The organism is Microcoleus sp. B3-D7 (assembly GCF_036705305.1).
GTDB lineage: Bacteria > Cyanobacteriota > Cyanobacteriia > Cyanobacteriales > Microcoleaceae > Microcoleus.
The window spans coordinates 33,492-47,833 of record NZ_JAUBUE010000014.1 but is presented as its reverse complement, the minus strand read 5'-3'; the positions used below and the strand labels follow the sequence as shown (position 1 = coordinate 47,833).

Here is a 14,342-nt window from a genome sequence, read left to right as displayed (position 1 = left end):
GTTGAACCTCTATTTTTTGTGACAACTCCTACACCAACTGAGTACAGTATGGTGTAGGCGTCTTTGCAGCCCGATAAAGGGTGTGCAAAATTTCCTTCGCGGTACTGTCATCTATAGTTCCTACTACAGAAAGATTCCCGCCACGGCGTTTTATACTGGGGAAAATGTCTAACCCCAGTTTCTTTAAATTAATCGCCGCGTTCACGTCGCGATCTACCATTAAAGAATGTTGCTCATCCCAATAGTTTCGGATACCGCAATCGGTGAAAATGATTTCATTCCGATAGCATAAAACCATTGACGTGTAAGCAGGTTTTTGCGAAATGACTGCTGACCCAGCTTTTTCGGCTATGTATTCCAGCGTCTTGAAAAATTGACCAAACGCAGCATCCAACCAAGACTTATTCAGTCTTGATTTGGCTGATTGACCGTTTGGAAGATAAACCCCAGCATCATCTTGTTTGACTTTATTTCGTTTAGTCAAACCTTTTAAATTCAAATCTTCATAAAAAAAGAATTTAGCTCCCGACCTCACAAGCTTGTGAGCAGTCTTATAATGGAAATCTTGGCGAGAACGAGCTATCTTCTGGTGCTGCTTTGCTTCTTTTTTGGCTAGCTTGCGTCTAGCTTTAGAACCGCGCTTCCGTTTGTTTCGTTTCCTTGAAATGCGGTCTAACTTAGCTTGGTTTTTGCGAAGCGGTTTTAATGATGGTAGCTTCTCGCCTGAAGACGTTGCCAAGTAAATATCTTCATGAAGCACTGCATCCAAACCCATTGAATTATCCCAGCTTGGGGTAACTTTGTCAGGTACAAAGCTAGGGACAGAAGAGTCTTCCAGTATTAATTGAATGAACCAACCATCAACCTTCCTGGTTACACTAGCTTGCTTAAGGATAAATCCGTCGGGAATTGGACGGTGCGTCCGAACTTTTACGACCCCTAGTTTCGGCAATCGAATATAAATCCAATTCTTGCGAACCAATTTAATCCAATCGTTGTTAGCCGTAGAGAATGTCATCGTTCGGTAATCTGCTTCAGTCTTAAATCGGGGTTTACCCGATTTCCCACCCTTGCTATTACCTACTATAAATCGCTCGAAGGCTTTATCTACTCGCTTAGAAACATCTTGTAGGATGGTTGAATCTACCTCCTTAAAGTCCAACAGCTCGCCACTGTGGAAAACTTTCACCAAGTCTTTCTTGATGACGGGCAATTGTTGTTTTTGCGAGTAATAGTTGGGCTTTTCACGAGGCGCAGAGATGCTAACAATCAACGGACAAGCATTCACAGTCGTGCGGTTCATTTCCCACCAGTCAAATCGATCACCTAACTGCCGATTGTACCAATAGCGACAGATTCTCAACCAGTGGTTGAGGGTTAATTTTTGATTGGTATCGGAATAAAACTGATACTGGTATGTTGTCTTTATTGCGTTACGATCTTTACGCTTTTATTAAGTACAAAAATACCAGAAAACACTGCACCGTGTCAAGCAATTAAATAATTATATTAACAAAGAAGATTAACTCATTAAATAAAGAGTTTGTTCGTCTCGTCATCCACCCGCCCACCTCTCAAAACATAGTTTTGAATTGGTTGACGGTGGAATCCTCACCTCACGCGCCTCTCATCCCACACTAATCGAAGCGATATAGTGTGGGGTTTCCCGTCTGGCTAGCTAACTGTGGTGCGGTAGTGAAGAAATCTCTATCAATGAGAACTCACGCTTGCGGGTGTGGGTTTGTCTTGGATAGAGACTGGAATGCTGCGCTCAACATCCTGAAATTAGCCTTGAGTACGGTAGGGCATACCGGAACTTGGGTCTTAAACCCGAACGCTTCAGGAGATCCGACCTCTACTCTGATTGGAGCAATCTTGTCGCAAGCAAGTTGAGTCTATGAATGAAGAATCCCCGTCTATGAGAGAGCGGGGAGTGTCAAAAGCTCGAAGGCGGTCATGCAATCGAACAAGTATAATAAAGTTAACAGAACTCTACTCCCTACCCCACAAAACTTCTAATTAAGCTACCTCCCATTAAAAAATAACCTATGACATACACCCCATCCAAACTACTTAGCTTTGAGGAGTTTATTGCCCTATATGGGGATAATACACGATATGAACTCATTGATGGAGAACTCAGAGACATGGAACCTACTGGTCCTCACGAAGCGGTTGCAGGTAGTATTGCTGGTAGAATTTACGTAGAAATTTTTCGTGGTAATTTCAATTGGTTGGTTCCAAAAACTTGTTTAATAAAACCCCTATACGCTGAGGCCACAGCACTGCGTCCTGATGTAGTTGTTTTAGATAAAGCAGAACTTAGTAGTGAACCCCTTTGGCAAAAAGAACCAGTGATTTGTAAAGATAGTACAATTAAGCTTGTTGCCGAAGTTGTCAGCACTAATTGGCAAGATGATTATGCAAGAAAAGTGGAAGAATACGCTTTTTTGAAGATTGCAGAATATTGGATTGTGGACTTTCGAGGCTTGGGGGGTTTGCAATTTATCGGCAATCCCAAGCAACCTACTTTCACGGTCTGCCAGTTGATTGATGGAGTTTACCAGCAGCAACAATATCGCTTGGGAGAGCCGATTTCTTCTTACCTCTTTCCCAATTTACAATTGCAACTTGACGACATTATGCCGACTTAAAATTCTAGAATTTATTAAAAATCCAGTGATTAAAATACTAGGTTCTAACTATTGACTAAAACTATGAGTGACAGCACCAGCTCAGAAAGTCTGGCTGAAGTTAGAGATACCCCAGACAAACCGATTACAGAACCTCGTCTGTACCATAATAGACCGATCGCCCCTGTTGCGACACCCCCTCCTATGGTATCCAGCCTCCACGCACAACTCAGAACAGACTTGTGGCAAGAATACCCTTCAGGTGTCGGCTACTTCCAACACCGAGCCAAGGGCAACCCCAACAACATCATTGAGCATTACATTGCCAGCCCCGGCGACATCACGCTGTTGCCTTTAGACGAGGCAATGCAAATTATTGACAGATTTGGGCTAACTGCTGCCAAATTGCACCTGATTTTTGCGGCTCACATTATGAGACAAGAAGAGCCGTGGAAAAGCTTATTCACTCTCGAAGGCAGTGACTTAATCAAGGAAATGGGGTGGGATAAACGTACAGACTTGCCAGTATATCAAAAACTCAATGAAATAGCTAAAACTGCGTATGCTCTGGGTTGCTTAGCAATCAAAGCCACATGGGTTGAAGGCAAGCACAGAAAAGGTGGAATTAGAGCCAGCGTTGACACCTCGCGAATGTGGAATGTTCAAATTCAGCTAACAGGTCAGCAGAATCTGGAGGGCAAAATAGAGCATCCTGATGAAATCTACATAACCGTCCAACCGGGACTCTGGACTCATGCCTTCTTGAACAAAGCAGGTTACTTCGCCAAAGAAGCGTTGTATCAGTTTGGCTATTTAGCTCAGGACATTCTCAAAATTGACGCCTACCATGATGAAATGGCTTTGCGCTTAGCACTTCATCTGACGATGGAAAGCCGATTCCACACCAGTGGCATCTACAAAGTGGAGACACTCCTAAAAGCGCTATTACCCCAAACGGTAATCGATCTAGCTCGGTCAGACCGTAAACAAACTTACAAGGTGACAAAGAACTGGAATCGCACCCTGGAAGTGCTGCTGAAACTCAAGCGAGGGTTTCAGATCGAGTTTGACGAAGAGACTTACCCAGAATGGCTGAGACCTGGTAGCAAGTATCGAAAAAAAATAGGATACTTTGACACGCTGTTGGCAGCCAAAATTACTATCCATCCGCCAGTACCTATCGCCAAACTGCTTGCAACCAAGGCTGAACTCAAACAGCTTGGGCCCCGCATGAAAGAATCTCCCAAGCCTAAACTGACAAGCAATGAGATAAAAGAAGCAAGGGTAGCCAAAGGTTGGAGTCAAGCACAATTAGCAGGTTGGCTAGGGATGTCGCAGCGTTATGTATCTATGTTGGAACGTGGGGAGCGAATCCCAGCACCAGAACTAGAATCCCAAATCTGGCATCTGTTAAGCATTCCAGATTGACAGGACTTACGCACAGCCTCAATATACGGTGTGAAAGTAGAGGCAACCCCCCCTGAAGAGCCTCTATCCTGATGATGCTTAGCCTTAGTCCTAATTTGACATACTCCCCGCTAGTCAAGAGACGGGGATTCTACGCTCAAACAGCGACAGCAAGCAGAGCTTGACTAACATCGCCATCACCTTAGTTTTTTCCCCGGTTCAAGGGCTGTAGCCTCTGTATTCTCGTCCATCAAACTCAGGTGATGACCACTAGCCCTGTCTGGCGTGAGGAACGAGGTTACTAAGTTTCAGCGTTTTGATTGTGAGTCCAAGTTCCGAAAAACAATTTTTTTTGATCGAAGTCTCAAAAACCCGAACGTGAAATAGCGGTTTTATCCTTTTTCTCCGGTTCAGATTTAACACGCCAGACAGGGCTAGGTGATGACCACCCGTGTGTCCAGGACATAACTCTCACCAAAGCGACCCTACAAACCCACCTTTCCCGGCTGGTTTTTTTTTCAGCAAAGAATGCTCGGGCTGTTCTGAAACTTGTTCTAAAAAAAATAGGTATTGAAAATCGCTCTCAAATCCATACCCCATATAAGTTTGACCGTTAGAACAAAACCTCTAGAATGCCGCGACAAAACCTCTAGAATGCCGCGACAAAACCTCTAGAATGCCGCGACAAGTCATTTTTGAAACTCTTACCACGTAAAGTTTTCAGCCTTTAGAACAACTCTGATCAGTCTTATTAGACTGATTCGCCACCAAATCCCGTATCGGCTGGTCTGGCAGGATTGAAAAAATAGTCGCGCACCCTTTCTCATCTTTTAGCAGGGCGGTCAGTCTCAACACTGCTGGATTTAGGACAACTGCATCGCTACAAAAAAGCGATCGCAAAAGTACAAGACCTTAAAACCGCTTCGCTAAAGTTTGCCGATAGTTCAAGCGACGGCGCTATGAATCGAGTTCCGGCGCAACTACCACACCTGGTTGTTGAAGCCAACCTGAAATCCTGTTGAGTGCAGCGAGCGCTGCATTCGCGCTCAATAGCCCGCGGTCAAATTCACAACAACCGCTCTGGCAAACCTTGCGGCTGTCACAGTCGCATGAAGGGACATTTACGCTCATTTTTACCCCGGAACAAAAAATGGTTGCAGATACAACTACCTGGCACAAACCGCCATTCGCCCGACACGCCGCAATTTATGAAGCCCTAGCCGACATACTAGAAGGCGCTACCCCCAGCGCCGTCAAACTCGCCCTCTACCTGTACAGAACCTGCATCGGTGGCAAACCAGAGGAAATCGACATCCATTGCATCCCCTTGGGCGAAAAACGAGCCACAAGAGTCCGAAACGGCAAGCCCTACAGCCCCAACACCAGGCGGGCAGCCCTCAGACAGCTCGAAAAACTCGGCTTGGTTAAAATCCTCAAAAACTACGGGTGTGGCATTTTCCGCATAGCAGTGCAGCACCTGGGCGACGTTCGCCCCTTCACTCACACCAATTCAAAATTCCAAAAACTGAGCAATCCGTCAAAAAATCGACTGAACCAGCCAAAAATTGAGCAAACAGGGGGTTCAAACCCTGATGGTGCCGTACTCTTTACAGAAGATAAAAAAGAACAGCAAAGCACTGAAAATGTTGCTGCTGTTTTTTTAAATTTTTCTCAAGAGGAAGAAAATTTAACATCACCAGATAAAAAACCACAGCTCGTAACTGGGATCAAATCTAAAAGCACTGAATTAAATAAAAATTCAGAACAAGAACTAAAAACCTCTACTGAAAATAAATGTTCCGCCCCAACCGCTGAATGTCTGACTATTAATTCAGATAACAGTCAGACAGTAGATGTGGCAATGCCTTGCACTCCAGAACAAATAGGTTTGACCTCTAAACCCCCGCAAAAACTGCTGACAGAACTCAACAGCCTCGACAATCCAACAATCTTTGCCGCCCAATCACCAATACCTACCAATAAAGCTGTTCCGTTAAGTTCTGAAATATCTTCGCCCGTTACTCCCCAAGTTCCTGAAATTGTCGAAGCGGTTGCAATTGCCAACCCCGATGCGACTGAAACTGTCGAGGCTGTTCCAATTACCAATCCTGATGCAACTGAAATTGTCGAACCAATTGCAATGGCCAATCCTGATGCAACTGAAACTGTCGAACCCATTGCAATTGCCAATTCCGATGCGACTGAGATTGTCAAAGCCGTTCCAATTACTAATCCTGATGCGACTGAAATTATCGAAGCGGTTGCAATTGCCAATCCCGATGCAACTGAAATTGTCGAAGCCGTTACGCGAGCCACAGGAGGCATGAATCCCGAATTAAAAATTTGTGTGCTCCAGCACAGCTTAAACGAAATTCAAGCCGCCATAAACTTGCTGCAAGTCCGAAGCCAAACAAAGCAAATATCCAACCCTTCAGGGTGGGTCGTTGATTGTTTACGCGGTCGCTGGTGGGAAAAAACTAACGGTTTTCAAAACTTGAACCCAACAAATGTTGTTTCGTCTCCAGCTTCAACAGGCTCTTCTCCAACTCCAAAAGATTCTTCTTCTGCACAGACAACAAGAATAACTGAGGATTATGTTGACCCTCATTATATGCCATTAGAAACTCACCGAACGTTATGCGAACAGTTCCAGCAACTAGGCAAAGAAGCTTTTGCAGCGCTAGGTATTCAGCAGCAAATTTACTTGCAGTGGATGCAGCGATTTCCTCAGCACGTAAAACAAATTTTCAACAAATTATCTACTACTTAGTTATTTAGCTTAGCTGTGAAAACAGTGATGATTTAACCCATATAGACAGCTTATAACCCTTTAGGTCACTTTGAAAACAGTTCAATTAACAACAATATCAAAGGAGAATACCAGATATGGCAGTCAGTTTAGTTGACAAAATTATGCCGAGCAACATTGATGCAGAGGAAGCAATTTTAGGCGGAATTCTGATTGACCCAATCGCAATTAAACGAGTCGCAAATATTCTGCGTCCCGAAGCATTGGCAATTACAGTCCACCAACACATTTATCGGGCCGCTTTAGCGCTGCACTCTAAGGAGCAGCCCACAGATTTGATGAACATCACCACCTTCCTCGACGACCACAACCTGCTGGAAGTAGTAGGGGGTCAAACCAAACTGGTAATGCTGGTAGACCGAACTGTTTCAGCCGTCAACATCGACCAATATGCTTTGCTAGTAGTGGACAAGTTTGTCCGGCGCGAACTCATCAAAGTTGGCAATGACATCGTGCAGCTTGGCTACGAGACTTCCACCGAATTGGATGCGATACTAAATAAAGCCGAGGAAAAGATTTTTGCCCTCAATAAGTACAAAGAAGAGCGGCAAAAAGCTATTCGGCCTCTTTCGGAATACTGCGGGGAGCTTTGGCGATATCTAGATGAAATTGAGGAAGAGCGCTTGGAGACTGCTAACTACTTTCCTGGAATCAGCACAGGGTTTTACGACCTCGACGACCTCTTGGGAGGGGGATTTTACCGAGGTGAATTGATTGTCATAGGAGGTCGCCCCGGCAGCGGCAAAACAGCTTTGGCTTGTGCCCTTGGCTACAACATTGCTTCCCTTCCCACGAACGGTCGAGTTTTGATGTTTTCGATGGAAATGCCAGGTCGGGACTTGGCAGCGCGACTAATGGCACTTGAGAGTGGGGTGTCGGTGAAAGATATCAGGAAAGTTAACCTAGCTGGTAAGTACGAAGTGCTAGCTTCGGCTTTGGGGAAAGTTAGCGATGCTGATTTTTGGATAGACGAAAGTTTGGAACCGTCTCCCTTGGAGATTCGTTCCAGAGTTAGGGAGTTTGTTTGTGAGCGCGGTTCATTGGGTTTGGTAATTGTTGATTACTTGCAATTAATGGTGAATTCGGCGGATGAAAATGTTGTCAATAAAATTAGCGAAATTACGCGGCAGATGAAGATTTTGGCTCGCGAGGTTGACGCGCCGGTTGTGCTGCTTTCTCAGCTCAATCGGGGGGTAGAGACTCGCACGAACAAGCGTCCAAGTTTATCGGATTTGCGTGGCTCTGGTGGAATTGAACAGGATGCGGATGTTGTGCTTGGAGTTTACAGGGACGATTATTACAATCCTGATTCTCCCGATCGGGGAATGGCTGAAATTATTGGATTGAAAGGGCGCAATAGCGGAACGGGAACGGTTAAGTTGCTGTTTGATGCTGAATGCTGTCGGTTTCGGAATATCTATAAACTGCCGTAATATTAAAGGACAGGAAAATATTGAGCTCTGTCGCCTTACTTCAAGAGCCCAATCGCCTTGACAAGCTGTTCCGGCTGTACCTCCAAATAGCGCTGGAGACTCGACAAATTTTTGTGTCCCGAAATCTCCATAATCACCCGCAGTGGCACCCCAGCATTGCTCAAATTAGTCAGCGCCGTCCGCCGCATCGAATGTGTTGAAGCCCCCTTAATTCTTACCCGCTTGCAAGCTTCTTTAAAAATCACATCCGATGCGGCGCGAGTCAAAGGCTTCGTATTGTCTCGCCCCGGAAACAAAAAACCCGCATCTGGATTGTAAGCCTTTAAATACTTAGCCAGCATAGGATGGAGCGGCAGCGTTCGCGTTGCTGATTTCCCCTTTGTCGTCGCTTTTCGCAACGTGACTGACCCCCCAACAATGTCGTGAGTTGTTAAAGCTAATGCCTCTGAAATGCGGCAGGCGCAGTAAAAAGTTACAGCAAACAAAAGCCTGTCCCTTGCTGTAATAAAACCCCGGTCAAACAGTCGGTCAATTTCTGCGGGCGTCAAAATCTTAGCGCGCCCATTCCCTTGAACCTTCACGGCGCAGCCTCTTAGGGTAAATTCCTTCATTATTGGACGAAAGGGAGTTTACGTCAAGTAGGCTAACTGGCTTCTATTCTTTGATGGCCAACCAAATCCGGCTTAATCGCTTTCTGGGCAATCGGAGGCGCTTATTGCAACTCACTTCCCGCTTATTGCTATTCAACTGACTCGAATTCTCGGAAAAGTTGATAATCGGCAAGGTAGCGATCGCGTCGATGAGGTCTCTGAAGGTAACAGGTTCAAGGGCTGTCATAACATCGCGCCACCAAGAAAATTATTAGTAACTAATCTAATTATACTATTGTTTGATTCTACCTGCAACCTTTTTTGCTGGCTGGTTATATTCTGAAGAACAAGTCATCAATATTCTCCAATAGTCCTTCTACTTCCCGGTGTGGTTCGATTTGGAGACGTTTGTCGATCATCGCACCTCGCTGACGAAAGCAACTACACCTTTACTATACAAGTCTGCTGCAACCGGACTTGACATCAACGCGATTGGGCGGTATCTCAAAAAACTGATAGCCTAGCCAGAGTTGGGCTTTGAGAATAGTTCGTCAAATATAGATTCCAATTGATTGATTTAAGGAAATATCGCGCTGCAATTTCTTTATCAAGAAATTGGCCTAAAAACCTATCAAAACAAATCTGTTGCAGTCGATGCACAGTTAAGAACTCATGTCAATCTCAAAAGGAAAGCGAGATTTGATTTCGGCCCTGCCACTAAAACAGTTGAAGGATATACCACCTTCAACTGAGTTGCCTGCAAGTTTTGCCAAAATTCATCCCCCGCGCTTTGAGTGTGGCGAGATGGTGCGCTGGGCCGATGTTGGCGAAGAAGCCGATTGGGGAATAGTTATCGGCAAATTTTACAACTACGAACAGCGTCAGCGTTGTTGGATGTGGTGCTACATCATTTGCCTTACTCCTGATTCCAAGAGTGCAAAGTGGTGTCAGTTTGATACTGCCTGGGAGGAAGATTTGGAGAAGTTTGAGGATGATAAAAAAGCAGCAGAATCTGACCGATAGAGAACGCAATTTGATTGCAGTTTACAGTCAATGCCAATTGCGAATGACACCGAGGCAGTTTTATGCAAAGTGGGGAGTGAGTTATGAGGAAATCGCTTTTATTTGTTCTCGTTCTGATTCTACAGTGCGGCGTTGGTTTAAAACGGGTAAAAATCGCAGATTTCCTACTGCTGTCGATTTGCGTCATCTGGCTTTAATGGATTTTTTGCTGGAGCATTTTGAGGAAATTCCAGAGACATTGGTGGCTTTCCTGTGTCCGCATTGTGAAGATAATAGCCTGGATTAATAGTGGCGGGTATAACGGAAAGACTGTTCAGGGCAACGACTGTATACGTTGTCGCAATCATATACTGCTGACTTGTTCCAACAGTTTTGGTGGCTGCTATACATACACCAAGCTTTTTCAGCATCAAAAGATAATTTGAGCTTGTCTTAGCACAAACCTCGTCAAATATCAATGTCACCGTGACCTGTCTTTGACAAGATTATTCAATTACTGTCTTGGCAAGCAATGAAACAAGAGCACAATCTGTTACTTTTACTGCTGAGGTACTAAAATGACCTACTCTGAAAAATTGCACCCGTGGTGTATCATTAGCCTGCTTCCTAATTGTCAGCGTGTTATTGTGGCACGATTTCGTAAGAGAAACGATGCAGATGATCATCTACGGGTTTTGCAGCGATTAGTGAAAACGCGCACATTTGTGATTATTTTTGACATGCAACCAAAGCCTACTGTGCCTAAAGAATAACGGCGAATGCAGCGAAGGTTTGAAATCGAATTAATCGAGATACCTGCGTTAGTTGAATAACCGACTTTCCAGCGATTTCTCCCAGCGACAGAACCTACTGATAGCTGGGAGAATTTTTTATATATTTTACTGATTCTCTACTAACTACAACTTTTTATCATAGTATTGATTGACGCTCTAGAGCGATCGCATTTGTACGGATAGTTACAATTGCATAAGTAAATATGCTCTGATTGATAGCTGTGCAATCGTAGATGTGGCTAATAGTAATATAGCTTGCGAGCGCAATAGATATTCCTTCTCTATCAATACTTCGGAATTTTGAAGAGTTTTTTTGGGAGATGGCTCTGGCGCAAGGTTCGTAGGTGGCTAATGTTGCGCTGAGTTTTTGGATTTCTTGCCATAGCTCTACTATCAAGGCTTCTTTTGCCTCGTTCAATAGTTGCTTTAAGCCGGGTAGTTTTTCCATTCCTTTATCTAATGTCTATCTCGTCTTCTTGTCAAGGGGGTTGAGCAATTACAATCAAAGAATCAATAGAGACAAGTGCGACCGCATCTTGTCGGACAGATAATTAATGGGAATTAAGAAATTTCTTGGGAAACACGCTTACCGTTAAAAATTTACAAAAAATAGATCGTTAAAAGCAAGGCCGCGATCGCGGCAATTTTTGAGAATAAGCTGCACTTGCTTGTACTGCGAATCCAGCCATGACCCAAATAGAACCAAATTCCGAACCAACTGGAGAGGATATTCCACTTTCAGCTACTCAAAAAGTGGGTGAAACCATCAACAAAACTGAGAACACTTCACAGAGTCCTGACTTACTTGATGAAGGAGAATCAGAACCTTATGAATTCAATTTTTGTACAATCAAAATCCACATTGTTATGCGACCAGACGAGGGGCATCCAGAAGGGCGAATCGTAGAAATTACAGCAACGAGCCATGACGACTTACCACTATTAGTACAAGTTAGAGAAAACTCGATTGGAGCTTGGCCAAACCATTTACAAGAATTGCTCCAGCGGTTAGCCTCTAACCTACCTAACCGAAAAGTGAGCGCTCAAATTCGTTCTTCTGTTGGTCAACCCCGAAAAAAAGCCAAACCAAATCTTCAAAATCCTGCTAACCACCCCGTCAACAAAGGTGAAGCTGGAGTACAAATCCCCCTGTTTTAAAGAGGTAACAATGAGTCTAATAGAATATGAAGGCAGGCAAATCGAACTGCCCAACGAAATTACTGCAAATGATGAAAAATTGCTAGAAGTCCTACTTCCTTACTTCCCTGAATTAAGCTCCGCTACAATTGAACGAAAAACAGGTCAACCCATTAAAATCATCAAACAAGCCAAGACAAAGGGTGTAGAAGAAGATTGGAAAAAAGAACTATGCGTACTGCTCACTCCCCATTCCCCACTCCCCTCACTTGTCGCAGCACCGGAAGAACCGAATCAAGCTGTCCAACTCACTTGGGCTCTGCAATGCGACTCTATCAGCGGTTGTGTTACTCCGCTAACCTTGGCAAGTCGGGCTCAAGAACTCTCTGACGCGATCGCTCTGGGTGAGCAAGAACTACAGCGATTTAGAGACACTCTCAAAAAACTCCAACTTGCGCCAGCTATTGCTTGTCTCCAAATTCCTCTTAATTTTTAATGCCTGCAACTATTTTGTCTGTGTCGCAAGCCATTGCCGCTTTGCGACACTCCTACCCAGTAACTAAGCCACTTGAAGCGATTGAATTTCTCAGACAAACGCTCAATAGCGCTCAACTTCTCAATCTTTACCAGCACTTTTTTTCAACTGAATTTGCTACCAGTACCAGTTCTATTTACTCGGATACTCCTGATAATCATAGCCCCCGCGAATTAGAATTCTTCCGTCTTCTTGACGAAACAGAACTTATCCCGATCAGCCCCTGGCAATTAGAAATAGCACAAGAAGAACGCCTCGACCAACTCCTGATTGAGTCTTGGGGGTTGGATTGGTTGAGCTATGAAGATATTGATTCCTTAGCTCCTGAATGGCAAATCCTGCTGTCTCTAAGTTCTGAAGGACTAAATTGGCTAACTGAAAATGAGATGAAAGATTGGTATGAACAAGAATTTGAAGTTTCATTTTCTCAGATTCTACCACCAGATAGGATCAATCATCAGCAATTCCAACAGTTTTGCTCTCTGGCTGAATTTCCCGTAAAAGGGATGCCAATTGTACTGAGTTTCCTCAATTACTCAACGGGTAATATTTGGCTTGACGGCTGCGCTCAACACGAGTATCAATTTGGAGAATGGACAGTCGAAAACTTGATATTTTTATCAGAACAATGGCAAAGTGCTAAAGAATTAATAACCCAGGCTCAACAGGTCATTGACTGGCTTGCTACTGACCGCCATCGACATTTTCAGCAAATTCTTGAACTCTGGAACAAAAGCACCTTGTCAATTTGAATTACCCCTGAATCCGAATAATTACGAGTGAACCAGCAACCGCTAGTGCGGTTGTAGTTGTTGGAAATTGAAGCCTTAATTATGACTGAAACTCTAACAACAGCCGAAAGAATTGCACGTCTTAATGACCAATTACGTCAAGGAGATACCAAAATTGGTGAAATTCGGATTACTCAAGCTGTAAAAGCTCTTCTTCCCGAACAGCAACAAAACTTACTGCAATTACTAAGAGATTTTAACACCTTTGAAGCTGGCAACAACCCCTACGGAGAACGAGATTTTCTTAGCATTCAACTTGACAGTAAAAGCTATTTTTTCAAAATTGATTATTTTGACAGGAAAGCATGGCTGGAAAATCAGGAAGTTAGTTCACAATGTCCAGAAGACCCCGACAAAACTTGGAGAGTTGCTACCCTAATGCAGTCGAACGAATATTAATTTTCAAGCATGAGCTAACCTTACCTATCGGGTTAGCTCCATAACCTCTATCGATTTCAAGTTATTTATTATGCAACATTTGTCAGGAGAAGTCTTTCGTGAAATTCTGCAAACAGCTCCCCGACAGCTAGCAGAAATTGATGCTGAATTACTGTTCATCAAAGAACAATATCTGTTCCATTATCGAGAAGGAACAAAGGAACACTACAAACTACTCTCCTCTGTCAGTTTGAGAACTGCATTTTCTCACGAGCCGATTGATACGGATTGGATGCCCCCAGGAGTCATAAGGTGGGGAACTAACTCTCAAGGAAATTGGGTAGTAAAATTCATATCTCCTGCCCAATATAACCTCCAATTTGATGAGAGTAAACCCATTACTATTCCACTAACTGCCTTGGTATTTGTAGGACAAAACACTCAATATTGGGTATTTGCAACTGATTTTGCTACTTTCAACCCAGAGTCGAAAGCTTACCACACTCCTTTACCAAACATCCATCCAAACGGTTTAATTTGCTGGGGACAAAATACTCCACCTGTTGCTTCAACTCAAACCATTGATATTGCTTGGCAGAGCTTCATAACCACTCCTTTCAATGCTGACTTATCCAGCCAAAAAAGCCGAAAGTTTCCCCAAGATGTCAGAGAACATCTGAAAAGTTTAGCCTTGAGAAAAAGGCGTACCTATCCTGTTAAAGATTTAGTTGAAGTGAGGTACAGTCCTTCAATTGACTCTTTAGTGCAACACCTCCTATTGATTGCTAACCCTACCTAAATCAAAACTTCTATGTAGGGACTGTACTCAATAT

Annotated in this window: 15 protein-coding genes and 1 pseudogene; 12 read left to right on the top strand and 4 right to left on the bottom strand. The window is 43.9% G+C overall.

Annotated features, from left to right (window positions below; translation table 11 throughout):
• Positions 1-28 precede the first annotated feature (28 nt).
• A complete protein-coding gene (locus tag QUB25_RS12550; RefSeq protein ID WP_333183627.1) occupies positions 29-1,429 on the bottom strand; it encodes a transposase in 1,401 nt (466 codons plus the stop codon).
• Between the two features lie 248 nt (positions 1,430-1,677).
• Between QUB25_RS12550 and QUB25_RS12545 the strand changes: the two are divergent.
• The 5 genes and pseudogenes from QUB25_RS12545 to dnaB form a co-directional block, all read left to right on the top strand.
• A pseudogene (locus QUB25_RS12545) lies at positions 1,678-1,921 on the top strand (zinc ribbon domain-containing protein); the annotation flags it as partial.
• A gap of 127 nt (positions 1,922-2,048) precedes the next feature.
• Positions 2,049-2,654 (top strand): Uma2 family endonuclease, encoded by a 606-nt coding sequence (locus tag QUB25_RS12540; protein WP_333183569.1) that lies wholly within the window; start codon positions 2,049-2,051, stop codon positions 2,652-2,654.
• A 63-nt stretch (positions 2,655-2,717) separates the two neighbouring features.
• Entirely contained in the window at positions 2,718-4,061 is a 1,344-nt protein-coding gene (locus QUB25_RS12535) for a helix-turn-helix transcriptional regulator (RefSeq protein ID WP_333183568.1), read from the top strand.
• 1,129 nt (positions 4,062-5,190) lie between these two features.
• Complete coding sequence (locus QUB25_RS12530) at positions 5,191-6,810, top strand: hypothetical protein (RefSeq protein ID WP_333183567.1); 1,620 nt, start codon at positions 5,191-5,193, stop codon at positions 6,808-6,810.
• 116 nt (positions 6,811-6,926) lie between these two features.
• Positions 6,927-8,282, top strand: coding sequence for a replicative DNA helicase (gene dnaB / locus QUB25_RS12525; RefSeq protein WP_333183566.1), 1,356 nt, complete (start codon positions 6,927-6,929; stop codon positions 8,280-8,282).
• 35 nt (positions 8,283-8,317) lie between these two features.
• Here the strand turns inward: dnaB and QUB25_RS12520 are convergent, their stop codons facing one another.
• Both QUB25_RS12520 and QUB25_RS12515 read right to left on the bottom strand, forming a co-directional pair.
• On the bottom strand, positions 8,318-8,893 hold the full coding sequence (locus tag QUB25_RS12520) for a site-specific integrase (protein WP_333183565.1): 576 nt from the start codon (positions 8,891-8,893) through the stop codon (positions 8,318-8,320).
• Between the two features lie 43 nt (positions 8,894-8,936).
• Positions 8,937-9,119, bottom strand: a complete 183-nt coding sequence (locus tag QUB25_RS12515; RefSeq protein ID WP_333183564.1) for a hypothetical protein — start codon at positions 9,117-9,119, stop codon at positions 8,937-8,939.
• Between the two features lie 425 nt (positions 9,120-9,544).
• Between QUB25_RS12515 and QUB25_RS12510 the strand changes: the two genes are divergently transcribed.
• On the top strand, positions 9,545-9,895 hold the full coding sequence (locus tag QUB25_RS12510) for a hypothetical protein (RefSeq protein ID WP_333183563.1): 351 nt from the start codon (positions 9,545-9,547) through the stop codon (positions 9,893-9,895).
• Positions 9,864-10,181, top strand: a complete 318-nt coding sequence (locus tag QUB25_RS12505) for a helix-turn-helix domain-containing protein (RefSeq protein ID WP_333183562.1) — start codon at positions 9,864-9,866, stop codon at positions 10,179-10,181. The genes QUB25_RS12510 and QUB25_RS12505 overlap by 32 nt, the downstream gene beginning before the upstream one ends.
• A gap of 623 nt (positions 10,182-10,804) precedes the next feature.
• Here QUB25_RS12505 and QUB25_RS12500 read toward each other — a convergent pair.
• Complete coding sequence (locus QUB25_RS12500) at positions 10,805-11,116, bottom strand: hypothetical protein (RefSeq protein ID WP_332946638.1); 312 nt, start codon at positions 11,114-11,116, stop codon at positions 10,805-10,807.
• Positions 11,117-11,355: 239 nt separating this feature from the next.
• On the opposite strand from QUB25_RS12500, the gene QUB25_RS12495 reads away from it, so the two are divergent.
• From QUB25_RS12495 to QUB25_RS12475, 5 genes are all read left to right on the top strand, one after another.
• A complete protein-coding gene (locus QUB25_RS12495; RefSeq protein WP_333183561.1) occupies positions 11,356-11,826 on the top strand; it encodes a hypothetical protein in 471 nt (156 codons plus the stop codon).
• 10 nt (positions 11,827-11,836) lie between these two features.
• Entirely contained in the window at positions 11,837-12,301 is a 465-nt protein-coding gene (locus QUB25_RS12490) for a hypothetical protein (protein ID WP_333085764.1), read from the top strand.
• Positions 12,301-13,092 carry a hypothetical protein gene (locus tag QUB25_RS12485; RefSeq protein WP_332946641.1) on the top strand — a complete coding sequence of 264 codons (792 nt, stop codon included), beginning with the start codon at positions 12,301-12,303 and terminating at the stop codon, positions 13,090-13,092. The genes QUB25_RS12490 and QUB25_RS12485 overlap by 1 nt, the downstream gene beginning before the upstream one ends.
• Before the next feature lie 81 nt (positions 13,093-13,173).
• Positions 13,174-13,530 carry a DUF3768 domain-containing protein gene (locus QUB25_RS12480; RefSeq protein WP_333183560.1) on the top strand — a complete coding sequence of 119 codons (357 nt, stop codon included), beginning with the start codon at positions 13,174-13,176 and terminating at the stop codon, positions 13,528-13,530.
• 70 nt (positions 13,531-13,600) lie between these two features.
• Complete coding sequence (locus tag QUB25_RS12475) at positions 13,601-14,308, top strand: hypothetical protein (protein ID WP_333183559.1); 708 nt, start codon at positions 13,601-13,603, stop codon at positions 14,306-14,308.
• Positions 14,309-14,342: the final 34 nt, after the last annotated feature.

Coding starts and splice junctions, on each gene's coding strand:
- QUB25_RS12540 (WP_333183569.1), top strand. CDS start 2,049: ATGACATACACCCCATCCAAACTACTTAGCTTTGAGGAGTTTATTGCC.
- QUB25_RS12510 (WP_333183563.1), top strand. CDS start 9,545: ATGTCAATCTCAAAAGGAAAGCGAGATTTGATTTCGGCCCTGCCACTA.
- QUB25_RS12505 (WP_333183562.1), top strand. CDS start 9,864: ATGATAAAAAAGCAGCAGAATCTGACCGATAGAGAACGCAATTTGATT.
- dnaB (WP_333183566.1), top strand. CDS start 6,927: ATGGCAGTCAGTTTAGTTGACAAAATTATGCCGAGCAACATTGATGCA.
- QUB25_RS12480 (WP_333183560.1), top strand. CDS start 13,174: ATGACTGAAACTCTAACAACAGCCGAAAGAATTGCACGTCTTAATGAC.
- QUB25_RS12520 (WP_333183565.1), bottom strand. CDS start 8,893: ATGAAGGAATTTACCCTAAGAGGCTGCGCCGTGAAGGTTCAAGGGAAT.
- QUB25_RS12490 (WP_333085764.1), top strand. CDS start 11,837: ATGAGTCTAATAGAATATGAAGGCAGGCAAATCGAACTGCCCAACGAA.
- QUB25_RS12495 (WP_333183561.1), top strand. CDS start 11,356: ATGACCCAAATAGAACCAAATTCCGAACCAACTGGAGAGGATATTCCA.
- QUB25_RS12485 (WP_332946641.1), top strand. CDS start 12,301: ATGCCTGCAACTATTTTGTCTGTGTCGCAAGCCATTGCCGCTTTGCGA.
- QUB25_RS12515 (WP_333183564.1), bottom strand. CDS start 9,119: ATGACAGCCCTTGAACCTGTTACCTTCAGAGACCTCATCGACGCGATC.
- QUB25_RS12500 (WP_332946638.1), bottom strand. CDS start 11,116: ATGGAAAAACTACCCGGCTTAAAGCAACTATTGAACGAGGCAAAAGAA.
- QUB25_RS12475 (WP_333183559.1), top strand. CDS start 13,601: ATGCAACATTTGTCAGGAGAAGTCTTTCGTGAAATTCTGCAAACAGCT.
- QUB25_RS12530 (WP_333183567.1), top strand. CDS start 5,191: ATGGTTGCAGATACAACTACCTGGCACAAACCGCCATTCGCCCGACAC.
- QUB25_RS12535 (WP_333183568.1), top strand. CDS start 2,718: ATGAGTGACAGCACCAGCTCAGAAAGTCTGGCTGAAGTTAGAGATACC.